Annotated in this window: 16 protein-coding genes; 5 read left to right on the top strand and 11 right to left on the bottom strand. The window is 71.8% G+C overall.

The window, feature by feature from the left end:
- Nucleotides 1-272: 272 nt before the first annotated feature.
- From ACZ4LX_RS27030 to ACZ4LX_RS27050, 5 genes are all read right to left on the bottom strand, one after another.
- On the bottom strand, nt 273-2444 hold the full coding sequence (locus tag ACZ4LX_RS27030; RefSeq protein ID WP_467649686.1) for a putative bifunctional diguanylate cyclase/phosphodiesterase: 2172 nt from the start codon (nt 2442-2444) through the stop codon (nt 273-275).
- Between the two features lie 269 nt (nt 2445-2713).
- Nucleotides 2714-4924, bottom strand: coding sequence for an NAD-dependent DNA ligase LigA (gene ligA / locus ACZ4LX_RS27035; RefSeq protein WP_467649687.1), 2211 nt, complete (start codon nt 4922-4924; stop codon nt 2714-2716).
- A gap of 30 nt (nt 4925-4954) precedes the next feature.
- On the bottom strand, nt 4955-5980 hold the full coding sequence (locus ACZ4LX_RS27040; protein ID WP_467649688.1) for a methionine synthase: 1026 nt from the start codon (nt 5978-5980) through the stop codon (nt 4955-4957).
- A gap of 34 nt (nt 5981-6014) precedes the next feature.
- Nucleotides 6015-6704 (bottom strand): SDR family oxidoreductase, encoded by a 690-nt coding sequence (locus ACZ4LX_RS27045; protein WP_467649689.1) that lies wholly within the window; start codon nt 6702-6704, stop codon nt 6015-6017.
- A 65-nt stretch (nt 6705-6769) separates the two neighbouring features.
- On the bottom strand, nt 6770-7309 hold the full coding sequence (locus ACZ4LX_RS27050) for an LOG family protein (protein ID WP_467649690.1): 540 nt from the start codon (nt 7307-7309) through the stop codon (nt 6770-6772).
- Between the two features lie 77 nt (nt 7310-7386).
- Between ACZ4LX_RS27050 and ACZ4LX_RS27055 the strand changes: the two genes are divergently transcribed.
- Entirely contained in the window at nt 7387-7722 is a 336-nt protein-coding gene (locus tag ACZ4LX_RS27055; protein ID WP_467649691.1) for a DUF427 domain-containing protein, read from the top strand.
- 107 nt (nt 7723-7829) lie between these two features.
- A complete protein-coding gene (locus tag ACZ4LX_RS27060) occupies nt 7830-8630 on the top strand; it encodes an alpha/beta fold hydrolase (RefSeq protein ID WP_467649692.1) in 801 nt (266 codons plus the stop codon).
- 157 nt (nt 8631-8787) lie between these two features.
- On the opposite strand, the gene ACZ4LX_RS27065 is transcribed toward ACZ4LX_RS27060, so the two are convergent.
- Nucleotides 8788-9306, bottom strand: a complete 519-nt coding sequence (locus ACZ4LX_RS27065) for a hypothetical protein (RefSeq protein ID WP_467649693.1) — start codon at nt 9304-9306, stop codon at nt 8788-8790.
- A 150-nt stretch (nt 9307-9456) separates the two neighbouring features.
- Nucleotides 9457-11010 carry an alpha/beta hydrolase gene (locus ACZ4LX_RS27070; protein ID WP_467649694.1) on the bottom strand — a complete coding sequence of 518 codons (1554 nt, stop codon included), beginning with the start codon at nt 11008-11010 and terminating at the stop codon, nt 9457-9459.
- 812 nt (nt 11011-11822) lie between these two features.
- On the opposite strand from ACZ4LX_RS27070, the gene ACZ4LX_RS27075 reads away from it, so the two are divergent.
- Nucleotides 11823-13070, top strand: a complete 1248-nt coding sequence (locus ACZ4LX_RS27075; RefSeq protein ID WP_467649695.1) for an RICIN domain-containing protein — start codon at nt 11823-11825, stop codon at nt 13068-13070.
- 172 nt (nt 13071-13242) lie between these two features.
- On the opposite strand, the gene mnmA is transcribed toward ACZ4LX_RS27075, so the two are convergent.
- Complete coding sequence (gene mnmA, locus ACZ4LX_RS27080) at nt 13243-14373, bottom strand: tRNA 2-thiouridine(34) synthase MnmA (protein ID WP_467649696.1); 1131 nt, start codon at nt 14371-14373, stop codon at nt 13243-13245.
- A gap of 61 nt (nt 14374-14434) precedes the next feature.
- On the opposite strand from mnmA, the gene ACZ4LX_RS27085 reads away from it, so the two are divergent.
- Nucleotides 14435-15112 (top strand): N-acetylmuramoyl-L-alanine amidase, encoded by a 678-nt coding sequence (locus ACZ4LX_RS27085; protein ID WP_467649697.1) that lies wholly within the window; start codon nt 14435-14437, stop codon nt 15110-15112.
- A gap of 24 nt (nt 15113-15136) precedes the next feature.
- Here ACZ4LX_RS27085 and ACZ4LX_RS27090 read toward each other — a convergent pair whose 3' ends face one another.
- From ACZ4LX_RS27090 to ACZ4LX_RS27100, 3 genes are all read right to left on the bottom strand, one after another.
- The gene (locus tag ACZ4LX_RS27090) at nt 15137-16306 is read right to left on the bottom strand and encodes a cysteine desulfurase family protein (RefSeq protein WP_467649698.1); all 1170 of its coding nucleotides are present in this window, start codon (nt 16304-16306) and stop codon (nt 15137-15139) included.
- A gap of 208 nt (nt 16307-16514) precedes the next feature.
- Nucleotides 16515-16862, bottom strand: a complete 348-nt coding sequence (locus ACZ4LX_RS27095) for a DUF4190 domain-containing protein (protein WP_467649699.1) — start codon at nt 16860-16862, stop codon at nt 16515-16517.
- Nucleotides 16863-16921: 59 nt separating this feature from the next.
- Nucleotides 16922-17083, bottom strand: coding sequence for a hypothetical protein (locus ACZ4LX_RS27100; RefSeq protein WP_467649700.1), 162 nt, complete (start codon nt 17081-17083; stop codon nt 16922-16924).
- A 172-nt stretch (nt 17084-17255) separates the two neighbouring features.
- On the opposite strand from ACZ4LX_RS27100, the gene ACZ4LX_RS27105 reads away from it, so the two are divergent.
- Nucleotides 17256-17951, top strand: coding sequence for a TetR family transcriptional regulator (locus ACZ4LX_RS27105; RefSeq protein ID WP_467649701.1), 696 nt, complete (start codon nt 17256-17258; stop codon nt 17949-17951).
- Nucleotides 17952-17964: the final 13 nt, after the last annotated feature.

Raw genomic sequence — 17964 nt, forward strand, 5'->3', positions numbered from 1 at the left:
GCCGCCGGCCCCAATCCTATGGGGTCGCCCGCACCGGCTACGGCCACCCGCGAAACACCCGCTCGAACACCCGCTCGGCAGAGCGGAGCACGGGCCCCGGCCGGTCCCGTCCGGACACTCACGGACAACGCCGCCACCGGGCGGCGTCCGGCCCGTTCGGTGCATTCGGCTCGTCCGGCCTGTTCGGTCCGTCCGGGCCTCAGGTACGAAGCGGCCGCCGGGCGCCTCCGGTCACCTCACCGCAGCCCGGCTCCCCGATGCCCGCTCCCGCCCTATGTCGTCGCGGGCCGCGAGTCGACCGCCCGCCCGGACGGCCGCTGCTCCGGTTCGGGCGTCGCCGAGGCGGCCACACCCGCCGCCGCGGCGGCCGCCGCCGCGGCCGCCGCCAGCTCCGCCGGCCGCCGCCAGCCGTGCTCGCCGCGTGCACGCAGCCACGCAGTCGTCTCCTGCGGCGGCATCGCGGCCGCAACCAGCCATCCCTGCACCGCGTCGCAGCGCAGGTCCCGCAGCCGCTCCCAGGTCTCGTCGTCCTCGACGCCCTCGGCGACCACCAGCAGGCCGAGCGAGTGGGCCAGGTCGATCGTGCAGCGGACGATCTCCGCGTCCTCGTGGTCGATGGCGAGCCGGGCCACGAACGAACGGTCGATCTTGAGCTCGCTGACCGGCAGGCGGCGCAGATGGACCAGCGAGGAGTACCCCGTACCGAAGTCGTCCAGGGACATCTTCACGCCGTGCCCGGTCAGCCCGGCCAGCGTGTCCGCGGCCCGCTGCGGATCCTCCAGCAGCACGTGTTCCGTTATCTCCAGCTGCAGGGCGCCGGCCGGGACGCCGTGCCGGGCCAGCCGGGCCGCGACCCCGCCCGCGAACCCCGGGGTGTGCACATCGCGCGGGGACACATTGACCGCGACGGGGACGAAGAGCCCCTGCGCCCGCCACCGGGCCACCTGGGCCAGCGCCGTCTCCAGGACGTACTCCGTGAGATGCGGCATCAGCCCGGACGATTCGGCGATGGCGATGAACTCGTCCGGGGGGACCCGTCCCCGCTCCGGATGCACCCAGCGGACCAGCGCCTCCAGGCCCGCCACCTGACCGTCGAACCGGACCTTCGGCTGGTAGTGCAGCTCCACCTCGCCGGCGTCCAGAGCGCGCCGCAGATCACCGAGGAGGCCGAGCCGGTCCGGGGTGTTGCTGTCACGCTTCGACTCGTACACCTCCACGCCCGTCCGGTCGCGTTTGGCCTGGTACATCGCCACGTCCGCACGCCGGAGCAGCCCCTCCGCGTCCATCGCGTGGTCGGGGTAGACAGCGACACCGGCGCTGGCCTCCAGCACCAGCGTGAGCCCGTCGAGGTCCAGTGGCGAGGAGAGCTCGGCCACCAGATGGCGGGCGACGCGCTGGGCGCTGGTGGCGGAATCCGCGGTCGGCAGCAGGACGGCGAACTCGTCGCCGCCGAGCCTGGCCGCCTCCGCGCCGCGCGGCAGGGCGAGCCGCAGCCGGTCCGCTATCTGCAGCAGCAGCCGGTCACCGGCGAGGTGACCGAGGGTGTCGTTGACCGCCCGGAAGCGGTCCAGGTCGATCAGGACGAGGCCGGCCCGGCTGCCGAGACTCTCGGCCTCCTCCAGCGCCGTCCAGGTCCGCTCCAGCAGCCACTGCCGGTTCGGCAGGCCGGTGAGCGGGTCCCTCAGCTGCTCCTCCGCCCTGGCCCGGGCGATCCAGAGCGTGGAGTCCAGCGCGATCAGCGGGACCGCGAAGAGAGGCAGCAGAACCGGCATGGCCATCGCGACGACACAGATCAGCGGGGCGATACCGAGAAGCGCGACGGCGACGAGCCCCTGCCGCAGCAGCGCGGTGCGGGCGACCGTCGGCAGCCCGCCGCTCTGCGGGGACCTGGCGTACCACAACAGGACCCGGGTGACGAGGAGATACGTCGAGGCCGCGAGAAGGACTTCCGGGACCGCTTCGATGCCCCAGTCGAGTGGCTGCCAGGGCGACTCGACGGTCTGCACCTCGCCGAACGCCGCCAGGACCAGCGCCGCCGCGCCCACCCCCAGGATGTCCACCGACCCGTGCAGCAGCCCCTGCCACCAGCGGTGGCGCCGGGCCACACCGACGAGGACGACCACGACGAGGCTGACCAGGCCCGCGGGCACCCAGCCGTAGAGGAGCAGCACGGCGAGGGTGAGGGCGGCGCCGGAGCCGGTGCCGCCCCACCAGCGGTCGCGGCCGAGCGCGACCAGATGCCCGACGACTATCCCGGTGAGGACGGCGAGCGACCAGCCGGCGCGCCCGTCCGGGAAGAGGGCGTGTCCACTGCTCATGCTCCGGTAGAAACCGGTCGCGAGCTGGACCGTGGCGAGGGCCACGACGACGGCACCCACTTGGGGCATGGGGCCGACGAAACCTTGCAGCCGCGACACCGGTGCGGCGTTCTCGGTCGGTTTCATTCCGTCCCTCTCACAGCCGGCGGTGCCGATGTCACCCGATGGTTCCGTTCCGTGCCACCACGCCCCGGTTCCGCCCGATGGCCGGGCACCGCGGGCGCGTCTCTCCACAGTAGGCCGCACAAGGCTCCCAGGGGCAGCGGTCTACAGCTCTTGCCCGAATGCGAACCAACCGCTCGTCAGCATCCGCCGTGCGCCGGTCGGGTGAACCGACGCCGAACCGACGGCGCGTCACCTCCCCTTCACCCTCCGGCATGCCGGTGTCCGCCGCCCTACTGCTCCTCGGCCGGAACCGCGGCTTCGCGCGCGGCGTCGGGCCCCTGTTCGAGCAGCACCGCGAAGCCGTCCTCGTCCAGCACGGGCACCTTCAGCTGCATCGCCTTGTCGTACTTCGATCCGGGGTTGTCGCCGACCACCACGAAGGACGTCTTCTTCGAGACGGAGCCGGTGACCTTTGCCCCACGGCTCTGGAGGGCGTCCTTCGCGCCGTCCCTGGTGTGCCCGGTCAGAGTGCCGGTGACCACGACGGTGAGTCCTTCGAGCGGCCTCGGCCCTTCCTCCTCACCGGCGCCCTCGTCCTCCATCCGGACCCCGGCCTCCCGCCATTTGCGCAGGATCTCGCGGTGCCACTCCTCGGCGAACCAGTGCTTGACCGAGGCGGCGATGATCGGTCCGACCCCGTCCGCGTCGGACAGCTCCTGCTCGGTGGCCTCGTCGATCCGGTCGATGGACCTGAACTGGCGGGCCAGCTCCTGGGCCGCGACCGGCCCGACGTGGCGGATGGAGAGCCCGGTGAGGATCCGGGCCAGCGGTGCTTCCTTGGCCGCGGCGATGGCGTCCAGCATGGCGAGGGCGTTCTTCTTCGGTTCGCCCTGCTGGTTGGCGAAGACCGTCGCGATCTTCTCCTCCCCGGTCTTCGGGTCCCGCTTCGGCAGCCCGCTGTCCATGTCGAGGACGTAGGCGCGGATGGGCAGCAGCTGCTCCACGGTCAGCCCGAAGAGATCGCCCTCGTCCCGGAGCGGCGGATCGGCGGGCTCCAGCGGCCGGGTGAGGGCCGCGGCGGCGACGTATCCGAAGTGGTCGATGTCCAGGCACTTGCGGCCCGCCAGATAGGCGACCCGCTCCCGCAGCTGCGCCGGGCACGAGCGGGCGTTGGGGCACCGGACGTCGATGTCGGCCTCCTTCATCGGCCGCAGTTCCGTCCCGCACTCGGGGCAGTGGGTGGGCATGACGAACGCCCGCTCGGTGCCGTCGCGGAGGTCGGCGACCGGGCCGAGGATCTCCGGGATCACGTCGCCGGCCTTGCGGAGCACGACGGTGTCGCCGATCAGGACGCCCTTCGCACGGACCACGTTCTGGTTGTGCAGAGTCGCGAACTCGACCTCGGACCCCGCCACCTCGACCGGCTCCACCTGCGCGTACGGGGTGACGCGTCCGGTCCGGCCGACGCCGACCCGGATGTTGACGAGCTTGGTGTTGACCTCCTCCGGCGCGTACTTCCAGGCGATCGCCCAGCGCGGCGCGCGGGAGGTGGAGCCGAGCCGGCCCTGGAGCGGGATCTCGTCGAGCTTGACGACGACTCCGTCGATCTCGTGCTCCACGGAGTGCCGGTGCTCGCCGAAGTACGCGATGAACTCCCGCACCCCGGCGAGGGAGTCCACCACCTTGTTGTACTTGGCGGTGGGCAGACCCCACTCGTGGAGCAGCTCGTAGGCGTGCGAGAGGCAGTCGATGTCGAAGCCCTCACGGGCACCGATGCCATGGACCACCATGTGCAGCGGGCGGGTGGCGGTGACCTTGGGGTCCTTCTGGCGCAGTGAACCGGCCGCCGCGTTGCGCGGGTTGGCGAAGGGCTTGTCGTCCGCCTCCACCAGCCGGGCGTTCAGCTCCTCGAAGGCGTCCATCGGGAAGAAGACCTCGCCGCGGACCTCGACGAGCGCCGGGATCCGGTCGCCCTTCAGCCGGTGCGGAATCTCCGCGATCGTACGGACATTGGGTGTGATGTCCTCGCCGGTGCGGCCGTCGCCCCGGGTCGCGGCCCGGGTCAGCAGCCCGTTCTCGTAGGTGAGGTTGACCGCGAGGCCGTCGATCTTGAGCTCGCACAGGAAGTGGTAGCCGGTGGCGCCCACGTCCCGGGCGATCCGCTCGCCCCAGGCGGCGAGCTCCTCGTCGTCGAAGGCGTTGTCCAGCGACAGCATCCGTTCGCGGTGCTCGACGGAGGTGAACTGCGTCCGGTACGGCCCCGCGACCTTCTGGGTGGGCGAGTCGGGCGTGCGCAGCTGCGGGTGTGAGTCCTCCAGGGCCTCCAGCTCACGCATCAGCCGGTCGAACTCCGCGTCGCTGACGACCGGCTGGTCCTTCACGTAATAGCGGAAGCGGTGCTCCTCGACCTGCTCGGCCAGGAGCGCGTGCCGCTCCCGCGCCTGTGCCGGCACGGCCGTCTCCTGTTCGCCTGGCAGTGACGTCTGCTGTTCGCCGGCCATCGTCCCGTCCTCCCGTTGCCCAGTACCCCGTTACTCAGGGTTGTCTGCGAGCGATTTCGCGGCCCGGGCGCAGTGGGCGAGCGCGGCACGGGCGTACGCGGGCGAGGCACCCGCGAGACCGCACGAGGGGGTGACCGCCACGGACTCGGTGAGAGTCCCCGGATTCAGCCCCAGCCTGCGCCACAGCGTCCTGACACCCATGACGCTACCGCCCGGGTCGGACAATCCGCCCGAGGCCGGGTCGGTGCCCGGCACCACCCCGAGGAACAACTGGGTGCCGCCCTCGACCGCTTCCCCGATCGCCTCCTCCTCACGCTCGGTGAGCAGCGAGAAGTCGAACGAGATCCCGTCGGTCCCGGCCCGGCGCAGCAGGGCGAACGGCACGTCGGGGGCGCAGGTGTGCACGACGGTGGCGGCTTCGCCCGCCGCACCCAGTACATCGCGCAGGGTGTCCTCGACCACCTGGCGGTCCACGGCCCGGTAGGTGCGGTAGCCGCTCGCCGTGCGGATCCGCCCGAGCAGGACCCCGGTCAGTGACGGTTCGTCGAGCTGGAGGATCACGCGCGCGCCGGGCATCCGGCGCCGCACCTCGGCGAGGTGGTCGCGCAGCCCCTCCGCGAGCGAGCCGGCCAGGTCGCGGCAGGCGCCGGGGTCGCCGAGGACGGCCTCGCCGCTGCGGCGTTCGAGTGCGGCGGCCAGCGTCCACGGCCCGACGGCCTGCACCTTGAGCGGGCCCTCGTACCCCTGGGTGAACTCCTCCAGGGCGTCGAGGTCCTCGCCGAGCCAGGACCGGCCGCGGCGGGTGTCGCGCCCCGGCCGGTCGCTGATGCGCCAGCCGCTGGGCTCGACATGTCCGTACATCTCGACGAGCAGACCGATGGACCGCCCGATCATGTCCGCGCCGGGGCCGCGCGCGGGGAGTTCCGCCAGATACGGCACGCCCTGGCCGTCCCCGAAGGAGCCGGTGACGGTCTTCGCCGCCTCCCGTGCGTCGCCTCCGGGCATCGAACCGATTCCGGTGGCCGGGCAACCGCTGAACTTGCTCTTCTCGCTCACGTGGGAAGCCTACGGCGGTTCGCGGCCCGGTCCGTCAGCGGCCGGGGCGCACCGTGAGGTCGTTGACCTCGGCGTCGCGCGGCAGGTCGATCGCCATCAGGATCGTGGTGGCGACGGACTCGGGGTCGATCCAGCGCGAGGCGTCGTACTCCTTGCCCTCCTGCTGGTGGACCTTGGCCTGCATGGGACTGGCGGTGCGGCCCGGATACACGGACGTCACCCGGACCCCGTTCTCGTGCTCCTCGTGGCGCAGCGAGTCGGCCAGTGCCTTCAGCCCGTGCTTGCTGGCCGCGTACGCGCTCCACTCCGCGTGGGCGGCGAGCCCGGCGCCGGAGTTGACGAAGAGGACGTGGCCCTGGGCGACCCGCAGCTGGGGCAGGAGGAGGCGGGTCAGCTCGGCCGGGGCGACGAGGTTGGCGTTGAGCTGGACGTGCCAGGCCTTGGGGGTGAGCTCGCCGACGCGGCCGAGCTCGACGACGCCCGCGATGTGCAGCAGCGAGTCGATCCGCTCGGGCATCGGCTGCTGGCCGAAGGCCCAGGAGAGCCGGTCCGGGTTGGACAGGTCGCCGACGAGCGTGCGGGCGCCGGGGTGGAGCGCGGCCAGCTCCTTGGCGCGGCCCGCGTCGCGGGCCAGCAGGACGAGCTCGTCGCCGCGCTCCGTGAGACGGCGGGCGACGGCTGCGCCGATGCCGGAACCGGCACCGGTGATGAGGTGTGTGGACATGCCCCCATCGTCGCACCCGGCGCCGCACCGGCAGCACGTCACCGGCAGCGCCTGCCGCGGGCGCATCACTGCAGGCCGGCCGCCTCCTCCAGATAGGCGAGGGCACCGAAGCCGTCCTTCGCGAAGAAGACCAGGTCGGTCAGCGGGAGCGGCAGGAAGCCCTCGTCCTCCATGCGCTGGAACTGCTGGCGCAGCCCGTCGTAGAACCCCGCGGTGTTGAGCAGCACGACCGGCTTGGTGTGCTTGCCGTGCTTCTTGAGCTCCAGGATCTCGGTGGCCTCGTCGAGCGTGCCGGTGCCGCCCACCATGATCACGATCGCGTCGGACTTCTCCAGAAGCAGCGCCTTGCGCTCGGCGAGGTCCCGCGCGATCACCATCTCGTCCGCGTTGGTCCGCGCCTTCGCGGCCAGGAAGTCCACCGACACCCCGACCAGCTTCCCGCCCGCTTCCTGCACCCCGTCGGCGACGACCTTCATCAGCCCGCTCTCCGAACCGCCCCAGACCAGGGTGTGCCCACCCCGGCCGATCAGCTCGGCGAATTCGCGGGCGGGCACGGTGTAGCGGTCGTCGAGGTCGGCAGCGGAGAGAAAAACGCAGATCTTCATGACTGCCACGGTAGAGGGCGTCACCGACAGAGCTGAATCCGGGGAAGAAACCCACGGACCGCGAAGCTGTACACCACATGACTTCCACCCGAGGACACCGCATCACCGTCGAGCCCGGCACCGAGCATGTGCGCGTGGTCCGTGACGGAGTGCTGCTCGCCGAGAGCCGGCGCCCGCTCGTGCTGCGCGAGACGGGCTGCCCGGTCCGCTACTACCTGCGGCCGGAGGACGTACGTACGGAACTGCTGACGCCGTCGGACACCCGGACCCACTGTCCGTTCAAAGGAGACGCCTCCTACTGGTCGCGACCGGGGGCGGCCGACCTCGTCTGGGCGTACCCGGAGCCGAAGGCCGAAGTGGCCGCGATCAAGGACCACTTCTGTTTCTACGACACCGAGACCCTGGCCGCCTGAAGCCCGACCGGACGTCAACAACCGCTCCGAGCTGCGGAGAAGAGAAACCTTCAGAAAGTTTTCGCGCTGAGCGATGAGTTTCCGGAGGCCCCGCAGTCCACCTCCACATGGACAAGATTCTCTCCCGCGACGGCACTCTGATCGCGTACCGGCGCCGTGGCGAAGGACCGCCGCTGATTCTGGTGAGCGGCGCACTGGGCACCGCGGTGACCGAGGCCCCGCTGGCCCGCCTCCTCGCGCCGCACTTCGAGGTCGTCACGTACGACCGGCGCGGCCGGGGCTCCAGCGGGGACAGTTCGCCGTACGCGGTGGAGCGCGAGATCGAGGACCTGGCCACGCTCGCGGAGGCGGTGGGCGGCCGGCCCTCGGTGTTCGGTGCCGGGACCGGCGGCGCGCTGGCCCTTGAGGCGCAGGCCGCCGGGCTCCCCGCCGCCGGGCTCGCGGTCTACGAGCCGCCGTACACGCCGGATGCCGCGAGCCTCCTGCTCGGGGCCGGCCGCACGGCCCGGCTGCACCGGCTGCTGTCCTCCGGGGACCGGGGCGGGGCAGTGGAGCTGTTCCTCTCCCTGGCGGGGGTCTCGGCCGACACGGTCGCCAGGATGCGGAAGGCGCCGCTGTGGCGGACCCTGGAATCCGTGGCGCACACCTTGGCGTACGACGACGCGGTCCTGGGCGACGGCGCTGTTCCGGCGGAGAGGTTCGCCACGGTGACGGCACGGACCCTCGTGGTCTGCGGCGGCTTCAGCCCGGCCGCCGCGAGGACGTCGGCCCAGATGCTGGCGGACGCCCTGCCCCGGGGCAGGCACCGCACGCTGACGGGGCAGGCCCGGGAGCTGGCACCGCAGGCCATCGCGCCGGTGCTGGCGGAGTTCTTCGCCAGGGACGTGTACGTACGCCAGGCGTCCTGAGAACACGCGGGCGGGCCGGGGGCCGGAGCACCCCGCGCGGCTACGCCCGTACAGGGGTCGGGCGTTGCCGTGCGGGGACCATGCGGAGGCCGTGCGGGGGCAGGGTCCACCGTTACGTCCTCGCCCCACCCCCTTGCTGCCCCCGGGCTGTCCGACGTCAGCGGTCCTCGGCGCCCATGCTCGCGAAGGTCTCGCGCATCAACCGGTCGATGGTCCCGGGCTTCTCGGCCAGGGAGTCGAAGAGGTCCGCGAGCAGCCACAGCACGAAGCCGTGGGCCATCGCCTCGTCCGGCGGGATCTTCCCGAACCGGCCGCGCCAGGCCACGGTGTCCATGCCCATCGCGGCAGCCATGAGGACACCGGTGACCATCGGCACCTGCTCCGGATCGGCCGACTCGAAGGAGGGAAGCCGGCGGATCACCGCGGGAATGAGATCGCTGAGCGGATCGAGCCGGTCCCCGCCGCCGGGCGGCCCGGCAATCAGGTACCCGGTCAGGACCCCCACCAGAAACACCGTGCCCCGGGAGACCTCTTCACGCCCGACGGAGTGCACCGCGGCCTCCACCCGCTGCTGTGCCAGCCGGCGCTCCTCGGCGGGCGTCCGCCTCTCCAGGACCCGGTAGGCGTCCCACGCCGCACGGACCGCCTCGTCCACCACTACACCGTCGCTGGTCATGCCCCGACCCTAGGCGTAGACGGGACGACGCGATGCGCGGAGGCATTGAGACAACGCCCGTGCCCGGGGAGCGGGCCCCGAGGCAACGCCCGTGCCCGGGGAGCGGGCCGGTGTGCCGACGGCCGCGCGGCGGATCCGTACGGACCGTCCTCAGGACATGCTGCCCCGGCACACCGTCCCCGGGGCCGGTGTGCGGCCCGTGCGGAGGTAGCGGTCGACCGTCTCCGTGACGCAGCGGTTCCGCGGGTATGTGCCGTGGCCCTCCTCCTCGGCCGTCAGGAGCACGCCGACACCGTCGCCCAGGGCGCGGGCCATGTGGCGGGCGCCGGGGTACGGGGTGGTCGGGTCGCCGGTGCCGCCGACCACCAGGACCGGGGCCGCGCCGTCCGCGTTCACCTGGAGCGTGGGGCTCTCGCCGTCGAACGGCCAGTCGTAACAGAGGTAGACCCCGGCGGACCAGGCGGCGCCGAACACAGGTGAGGCGGCTCTGACACGGGCCTCGTCCCTGTCGAGACGCCGGAAGCCGGGGCGCAGGCTGGAGTCCGCGCAGGTGATCGCGGTCCGGGCGGCGACGCCGCTGTCGGGCGGGCCTTCCGCGCGGTCGGCGGAGCCGGTGCCGTCCGCGCCCTCGCTCAGCGGACGGCCGTCGTTGCGGTCGGTCAGCGCGGTGAGAGCCTTGGCGAGCGGCGGCCAGCCGTCCGTGCCGAGGTCGAGATGGTCGCTGACGGCGTACGCGAGGTCGTCGGCGTCGAGGCTTCTTCCACCGCCGGCCGGGGCGGGCTTCTTCTCCAGGCGGCCGGCCAGGCGCGCCATGCGTCGCGCGGCCTCCTGGGGGCCGTCGCCGGTCGGGCAGTGGGGGATACGGGCCGCGCAGTGCGCGGCGAACCGGTCGAACGCCTCCTGGACCGCCTTGACCTGCGACACCTGCTCCTCATTGAGGTCCTCGGTCGGATCGACGGACGCTTCGAGGACGAGCCGCCCGACGTGGGACGGGTAGAGATGGGCGTAGACCGCGCCGAGCGCCGTTCCGTACGAGACACCGAAGTAGTGCAGCCGGCCGTCGCCGAGGAGGTAACGCATCAGGTCGAGGTCGCGCGCGGTGTGCGAGGTGCCGATGTACGGGAGGAGCGCGCCGGAGTGCTCGGCGCAGGCTTCCGCCCCGTCGTACCCGGTGTCGTCCGCGGTCTTCCCGCACCGCACGGGGATGGTCGCGCCGACGCCGCGCGGGTCGAAGGAGACCAGGTCGTAGCGGTCCAGGAGCGGCTTGTACTGGTTGAGGAACTTGGGCAGTCCACTCACACCGGACGCGCCGGGCCCGCCGAAGTTGAGAACGAGCGAGCCGATGCGCCGGGCGTTCGGGCCGGTGGCCCTGCGGCGGATCAGGGCGACATCGATCGTCCTGCCGTCCGGCTTGCGGTAGTTGAGGGGAGCCTTCATGGCGGCGCAGTCGTAGCCCGTGCGCGCGGTGCGCGGGGTGGTGCAGGGGGACCAGCGGAGGTGCTGGCCGGTGGTGAGCGCGGCGGGCAGACCGGCGGGCGGGTTGTCCGCGGTGAACTCCGTACGCGGCGCCGCACTCGGGCCGGGAGCGTCGCGCTGGAGCCAGGCGCCGACGGCCCCGATCGCGACGAGGACGACCCCGGCGATGATGCACGCGCCGGCCGCGAGGCCAGGTCCGCGGCTTCGTATCGGATGTGCGTCACTCATCGAAATCCCCGCGCTCCCGCCCAGGGACGCCCGCCCCGTGCCCGCGCACCCGTCCCCGTGATCGTCCGATCGTCGAATGAGTGCAGGGTACAAGCCACTGGAGAGCGAAGCCGAAGTGTCCGGAACGGGCGGAACGCAATGACTTCCAAGGCGCCGCTACCCCGCGGCGTCAGAACGTGACGCCGCTCAGCTGTTGCAGGCCGGCAGGAACTCCAGCCCTTCGGGCGTCCCGTACGTGAAGACCGCCTTGTAGGCCTGCACCGGGTCGCACCCTTTGTCCATCCACTGAACCGCGAACACACTCCAGATCACAAAGGCAAGGACAGCCACCCACCCCAAAGTCTTTGACATACATCCGATATTCCGCTCCCCGGCAGCGGAATAAACCATGCCACTTTCCCGCACTCGGACAGTGAGTCTCTTTCGCCCTGGACGGCGGTGCGGAATTGGCTGGCGAGTGGGTTGCGGTGAGGAAAAAGAGCCCCCGTCACCGGCGCTGTGATTCCACTCGGCACACCGACGGCGGCTGAGAGGACCTGCTGTTGGCCGACTCAGCCACACCCCGCCCCGTCCGCCCCCAGCCGTCTCACCGGTCGCCCGGCGCACCGGCGACAACGTGAACTCGGACAACACCCCCGCGCACCAATGGAGAACAGGCCATTCCGCCCGTCATGATCCCGTTGGCCGATTACGGCATCGTTTCTTCGTCACTGGTGACGCTATGTTCACTCACGCTCACCACCATCATGCGGGGCAGATCACCGGCCAGGGTTTCCGCCCGCGCAAGAACCATCCAAAGGGGGAAATGAAAAATGCTTCGCACAAAGCCGTCCGGCCGCTTGGGCAGAGGCCTCGTGGCCTTCACCGCTGCGGCTGCCTCCGCGATAGCCACCCTGGGGTTCGCCGCCTCACCGGCCGTCGCCGGGGCGGCGACCGCCACCGTGGCCGAGGCCCAGATCGGCGAGGCCTGTACCTCCGCCGATCTCGGCAAGCGCCACCCGTACATCAAGAGCACCGAAGTCGCCCCGACGATCACCCACTTCAAGGGCTGGTACGTCACGGAAGGCTCGCTGGGCTCCCAGACGATCGAAACCAGCACCCAGACGGTCATCGAGGTGCAGGTCACCGAGAAGACCGGCATCAACAGCAGCTTCGAGGTGGAAACCCTCAGTAAGGCCGGCGCTTCCGTGGAGCTGGAGGTGCAGATGAAACAGACCTCCACCAGCAGCAGCTCGAAGTCGATCACCTGGAACTTCCAGAAGCCCGGCTACTACGGCCTCTACCAGGGCACGCAGAAGGTCACCGGCACGTACGGCAGCCTCAACTGCAGCCGCGTCGACCTGGGCAACGGCTCCTACGCCCTGAAGTGGGTCGAGACTCCCGTCGGTGGCAGCTACACCACCTACACGACCCTCGAAGAGGGCGCCGTGCGCTGCGAGGACACGGTGCCGGTCAGCAGCATCATGCGCAAGGCCCGTGATCTCCTCAACTGCGGTACCGCTGGCGCCGGGACCGAGCACGCACCGGCAGCCGAGGCCTCCGAGCCGGTGACGGCGGCGGAGCAGGACACGGCCGGCCCGCGCATCGCCGCCGGTGTGCCGTCGGGCTTCACCTGCGCCGCGGGCTACTACAAGATCGGCACGTCCGACCAGTCCCTGTTCTGGACCGCGCCCGGCTTCCTGCAAGGCGACAACGTACAGCTGAAGCCCTCGACGGTACTCAGCCTGAACCTGGACCAGTGGCAGGTGTGCCAGGGCCCGGAGACCAACGGCATCGCCGAGCAGATCTTCGTCAATCACTCAAGCAACAAGTGCCTGGCCATCGCCGAACAGAGCGCTGCCGACGAGGGGGCGCCTCTGGTGCAGACCGACTGCAGGACGGACGACCTTCAGCGGTTCTACATCTACCGCGATGTTCCCGGCTCCGAGAAGATCGGCGTCCAGAACAAGTACACCGGCTACATGATCGGTCACGACCGCCATGCCGAGGGCCAGCCCCTGCGCCAGTACGGCAGTGGCAGGCAGGACGGCTCCGGTACGTACGTCCTGGTGAAGGCCTGACCTCACCGCGTCCCGCGGTCCCGCACGGCGAGATCCGGCCCGGGTCGCCCCACTCGGCCCGCGGGAACGAGATGGGGCGACCGGGTCCCGTCCACGACCGTGCCGTACGGCTCCGGCGCGTAGGGGCCCGTGCCGGCACCGGCGCGGGCCCTCTCAGGCGGTGGCCGCCGTCTCAGGCGGTGGCCGCCGTCTCCCGCCGCACCGTCGTGGCGATCGTCGCCGACCCGACCACGCGCGTCCCGTCGTACAGCACGACCGCCTGGCCGGGAGCCACACCACGTACCGGCTCGGTGAAGGCGACGTGGAGCGTACCGTCGAGCAGTTCGGCGCTCACCTCGGTCTCGCCGCCGTGGGCGCGGAGCTGGGCGGTGTACGTACCGGGGCCGGACGGCGGGGTGCCGCACCAGCGGGGCCGGATCGCGGTGAGGGCGGTGACGTCGAGTGCCTCGACCGGGCCGACGGTCACCGTGTTGTTCACCGGGGAGATGTCCAGCACGTAGCGCGGCTTGCCGTCGGCAGCCGGGTGGCCGATGCGCAGGCCCTTGCGCTGGCCGATGGTGAAGCCGAAGGCGCCCTCATGGGTGCCGAGCTTCGCACCGGACTCGTCGAGGATGTCGCCCTCCGCCTTGCCGCCGAGGCGGTCCGCGAGGAAGCCCTGGGTGTCGCCGTCGGCGATGAAGCAGATGTCGTGGCTGTCGGGCTTCTTGGCCACGGCGAGACCGCGGCGCTCGGCCTCGGCACGGATCTCGTCCTTGGTGGTGAGGGTGTCGCCGAGCGGGAACATGGCGTGGGCGAGCTGGCGCTCGTCCAAGACGCCCAGCACATAGCTCTGGTCCTTGGCCATGTCGGAGGCGCGGTGCAGCTCGCGGCTGCCGTCATCGGCGAGGACGACGGTGGCGTAGTGGCCGGTGCACACCGCGTCGAAGCCGAGCGCCAGCGCCTTGTCGAGCAGGGCCGCGAACTTGATCTTCTCGTTGCAGCGCAGGCACGGGTTGGGGGTGCGCCCCGCCTCGTACTCCGCGACGAAGTCCTCCACGACGTCCTCGCGGAAGCGTTCCGCGAGGTCCCAGACGTAGAAGGGGATACCGATGACGTCCGCGGCCCGGCGGGCGTCACGGGAGTCCTCGATGGTGCAACAGCCCCGGGCGCCGGTCCGGAAGGACTGCGGGTTCGCGGAAAGGGCGAGGTGCACACCGGTCACGTCGTGGCCCGCCTCGGCGGCGCGGGCCGCCGCGACGGCGGAGTCGACACCGCCCGACATGGCGGCGAGCACACGGAGGGGGCGCTGGGAAGTCTGAGTCATAGCTCCACCAGGGTACGGGTCGCGGGGAACCGAAAGCTCACGGATAAGCGTTGTCGGTCACATGGGGACCAACGGGACGGCGGGCGCCAACGGCCCCGGAGGATCGGGGACGGGCAGCGGGATCAGCCGGCGCGCGGTGCTGATCGGCGGCGCCGTCACCGCGGCGGGTGCGGCGGCGCTTGCGCGGGATCAGCTGAAGCGGGCCTGGTGGCGGCTGCCGGGAGTGGAGAAACCGCGTACACCGGGAGAGGTGGATTACGCACGGGCCACCTGGACGGCGGCCTCCGAGGCGAACTGGCGGCGCGCGGACCGCCCCGACGACTACGACATCGACCGCGTGGTCATCCACGTCACCCAGGGCAGCTTCAACAGCGCGGTCCATGTCTTCCAGGACCCGGGACACCGGGCCGCGGCGCATTACGTGGTGCGCAAGGACGGGCATGTGACACAGATGATCCGCGAACTGGACGTGGCCTTCCACGCGGGCAACCGCTCCTACAACGAACGCAGCGTGGGCATCGAGCACGAGGGCTTCGTGGAACAGCCGCAGGGCTTCACCACCGCGATGTACGGGGCGTCCGCCCGGCTCACCGCGGCGATATGCGCGAGATACGGCATCCCGGTGGACCGCGAGCACATCATCGGGCACGTGGAGGTGCCGGGAACCGATCACACGGACCCGGGGAAGGGCTGGGACTGGGACCGCTACATGAAGCTGGTCCGGGCGGCGAAGGTCTGAGGCGGCCCGGCGCGAGGGCGGCCGTCAGCTGAGCCCCGCCGTCCGCGCCCGCTCCACCGCCGGGCCGATCGCCCGTGCCACGTCCTCGACGTCCTGCCGGGACGAGGTGTGGCCCAGCGAGAAGCGCAGGGTGCCGCGGGCCAGGTCCGGATCGGTTCCGGTGGCCAGCAGGACGTGGCTGGGCTGGGCGATCCCGGCCGTGCAGGCGGAGCCGGTGGAGCATGCGATGCCCTGGGCGTCCAGCAGCAGCAGGAGCGAGTCGCCCTCGCAGCCGGGGAAGGTGAAGTGCGCGTTGGCGGGCAGCCGCCCGCCGGGGGCCGGGTCGCCGCCGAGGAGGGCATCGGGGACCTGCGCCAGGACGGCCTCGACCAGCTCGTCACGGAGCCCGCCGATGTCCCGGGCGAAAGCCTCGCGCCCGTCGGCCGCGAGCCGCCCCGCGACGGCGAACGCGGCGATGCCGGGCACATCCAGGGTGCCGGAGCGCACGTGGCGCTCCTGCCCTCCTCCGTGCAGCACGGGCACCGGGGTGTACTCGCGGCCGAGCAGCAGCGCCCCGACAGCGAACGGGCCGCCGATCTTGTGCGCGCTCACGGTCATCGCGGCCAGCCCGGAGCGGGCGAAGCCGACGTCGAGCTGCCCGAAGGCCTGGACCGCGTCGGCATGCATGGGTACGTCGAACTCGCGGGCCACCGCGGCCAGTTCGTGTACCGGCATGATGGTGCCGATCTCGTTGTTCGCCCACATCACGGTGATCATCGCGACGTCGTCGGGGTTGCGGACCAGCGCCTCGCGCAGGGCGTCCGGGTGGACGCGGCCGTAGCGGTCGACGGGGAGGTATTCGACGGTCGCGCCCTCGTGCTCGGCGAGCCAGTCGACGGCGTCCAGCACCGCGTGATGCTCGACGGGGCCGGCCAGGACCCGGGTGCGCCGGGGGTCGGCGTCGCGGCGGGCCCAGTACAGCCCCTTCACCGCGAGGTTGTCCGATTCGGTGCCACCGGAGGTGAAGACCACCTCGCTGGGGCGGGCGCCGAGGGCGTCGGCGAGGGTCTCTCTGGACTCCTCGACGGTACGGCGGGCCCGGCGCCCGGCGGCGTGGAGTGAGGACGCGTTGCCGGTGACGGCGAGCTGCGCGGTCATCGCCGCGATCGCCTCCGGCAGCATCGGCGTGGTCGCGGCGTGGTCGAGGTAAGCCATGGTGCGCTCGATTCTACGAGCCTGCGGCGGGGCGTACGGCGGGCGCATGGGTCCAGGCACCCGCGCACCGCGAAGCGCGCGGCCCGGCCCGCCCGGTCCACCTGGTCCGGAGCACGGTGCGGGGCCTGATCCGGAGCCCGATCCGGAACCCGGCGCGGTGGGGCGGGCGTCAGGATCCGCGTTCTGCCGGCCGCCGAAGTTCCGGCCGTCAGCCGCCGAAGCTCCAGGCCACGACGCCGTTTCCGGTGACCAGGAAGGCGAGGATCAGCAGGTCGGCGACGCCGAGCGCGAGCCCGAGGAGAGCCCTGCCGCGGCGGGCGGTGGAGCGGGCCAGCGCGACGATCGCCATGACGATGGCCGCCGGTCCGAGCAGGACGTTCATCACCAGCAGGCCGACGACACCGAGGACGAAGGACGCGACGGCGAGACCGTCGGCGTCCCGGGTGGACCGCCCGGCCGGCGCGGCTGCCGGGGACGGGGCGGCCGGGGCGGGGGTGGCGCCGGCGGACAGCCGGGCGGCGGCCTCGGAGCGACGGGTGAGCGCGGTGAGTGTCATCGTGCGGACTCCTTCGGATCTGGACGAGCTGAAAGCGCCTCGGCGGACGGGCCGGGCCGTCACCGGGAGCGGCGGCGCGCCCCCGACCGCTCGCGTACGGCGAAGACCAGCAGCCAGCAGCCGATCAGAGCGCCGAACGCCAGGGACAACGGAAGCGGAATCTGGACCACCGCTCCCAGCACGATCCCCAGCAGGAGGAGGGCGGCGACAAGGGCGATCATGGTCAGCCTTTCGACGATTGGCGATTGGCGATTGACGGACGTCGATTGACGGACGCCGGATGGCGGATGGCAGTTGGCGATCGAGAACTCAGAGTACGAATGTTCACTGACTTGCCAGTCTAAACCCGGGTTCCGCTTCCCCGGTCGGGAGAACAGTTGTTTACTGAATGGCATGAGTCACACCGCCGGCGCCCGGCAGACCCAGAAGCTGAAGACCCGCCAGGCCCTGCTGGATGCCGCCCTCGGGCTGCTGGAGCACCAGAGCCTGAGCAGCCTGGGTCTGCGCGAGGTGACGCGGGCCGCGGGAGTCACCCCCACGGCCTTCTACCGGCACTTCGACGACATCGCCGCGCTCGGGGTGGCTCTGGTCGAGCAGACACTGGACAGCCTGCACGGGATGATCGGTGCGATGCTCGCCGAGACCGGCGACAGCGAACTCCGGCTCGACCGCGGCGTCGAGCTGATAGCGCGCCACGTCCGGGAGCAGCCCGCGCACTTCCGCTTCATCGCCCGCGAACAGCACGGCGGAGTCGGCCCGGTCCGCGAGGCCATCTCCGCCCAGCTTCGGCGGTTCGCCGAGGAAGTGGCGGCGGCACTGGCGGACGAGCCCGGGTCACGGGGCTGGAACGAGGAGGATCTGCTGATGCTGGGCGGCCTCTACGTCGACCACATGGTGATCACCGCGTCGGCCATGCTGGATGCCGGCCCGGACGGCGACGCACAGGTGGCCCGCGTCGCCCGGCGCCGACTGCGGCTGATCACCCTCGGCCGCCTGCACTGGCTGGACGGGCCCGCGCCCGACGCCGGCCCGCCCCTCGCACCCGGCCCCCCGACGCCCCCGGCTCCACGCACCCGCACAGGGCCGTGACCTCCGCCCGGAA

This window comes from Streptomyces sp. NPDC026062 (assembly GCF_055568375.1).

Bases quoted from the DNA above. Each gene is read 5' to 3' on its own strand.
- ACZ4LX_RS27030 (WP_467649686.1), bottom strand. From the start codon at position 2,444: ATGAAACCGACCGAGAACGCCGCACCGGTGTCGCGGCTGCAAGGTTTC.
- ligA (WP_467649687.1), bottom strand. From the start codon at position 4,924: ATGGCCGGCGAACAGCAGACGTCACTGCCAGGCGAACAGGAGACGGCC.
- ACZ4LX_RS27045 (WP_467649689.1), bottom strand. From the start codon at position 6,704: ATGTCCACACACCTCATCACCGGTGCCGGTTCCGGCATCGGCGCAGCC.
- ACZ4LX_RS27050 (WP_467649690.1), bottom strand. From the start codon at position 7,309: ATGAAGATCTGCGTTTTTCTCTCCGCTGCCGACCTCGACGACCGCTAC.
- ACZ4LX_RS27055 (WP_467649691.1), top strand. From the start codon at position 7,387: ATGACTTCCACCCGAGGACACCGCATCACCGTCGAGCCCGGCACCGAG.
- ACZ4LX_RS27060 (WP_467649692.1), top strand. From the start codon at position 7,830: ATGGACAAGATTCTCTCCCGCGACGGCACTCTGATCGCGTACCGGCGC.
- ACZ4LX_RS27065 (WP_467649693.1), bottom strand. From the start codon at position 9,306: ATGACCAGCGACGGTGTAGTGGTGGACGAGGCGGTCCGTGCGGCGTGG.
- ACZ4LX_RS27070 (WP_467649694.1), bottom strand. From the start codon at position 11,010: ATGAGTGACGCACATCCGATACGAAGCCGCGGACCTGGCCTCGCGGCC.
- ACZ4LX_RS27075 (WP_467649695.1), top strand. From the start codon at position 11,823: ATGCTTCGCACAAAGCCGTCCGGCCGCTTGGGCAGAGGCCTCGTGGCC.
- mnmA (WP_467649696.1), bottom strand. From the start codon at position 14,373: ATGACTCAGACTTCCCAGCGCCCCCTCCGTGTGCTCGCCGCCATGTCG.
- ACZ4LX_RS27085 (WP_467649697.1), top strand. From the start codon at position 14,435: ATGGGGACCAACGGGACGGCGGGCGCCAACGGCCCCGGAGGATCGGGG.
- ACZ4LX_RS27090 (WP_467649698.1), bottom strand. From the start codon at position 16,306: ATGGCTTACCTCGACCACGCCGCGACCACGCCGATGCTGCCGGAGGCG.
- ACZ4LX_RS27095 (WP_467649699.1), bottom strand. From the start codon at position 16,862: ATGACACTCACCGCGCTCACCCGTCGCTCCGAGGCCGCCGCCCGGCTG.
- ACZ4LX_RS27100 (WP_467649700.1), bottom strand. From the start codon at position 17,083: ATGATCGCCCTTGTCGCCGCCCTCCTCCTGCTGGGGATCGTGCTGGGA.
- ACZ4LX_RS27105 (WP_467649701.1), top strand. From the start codon at position 17,256: ATGAGTCACACCGCCGGCGCCCGGCAGACCCAGAAGCTGAAGACCCGC.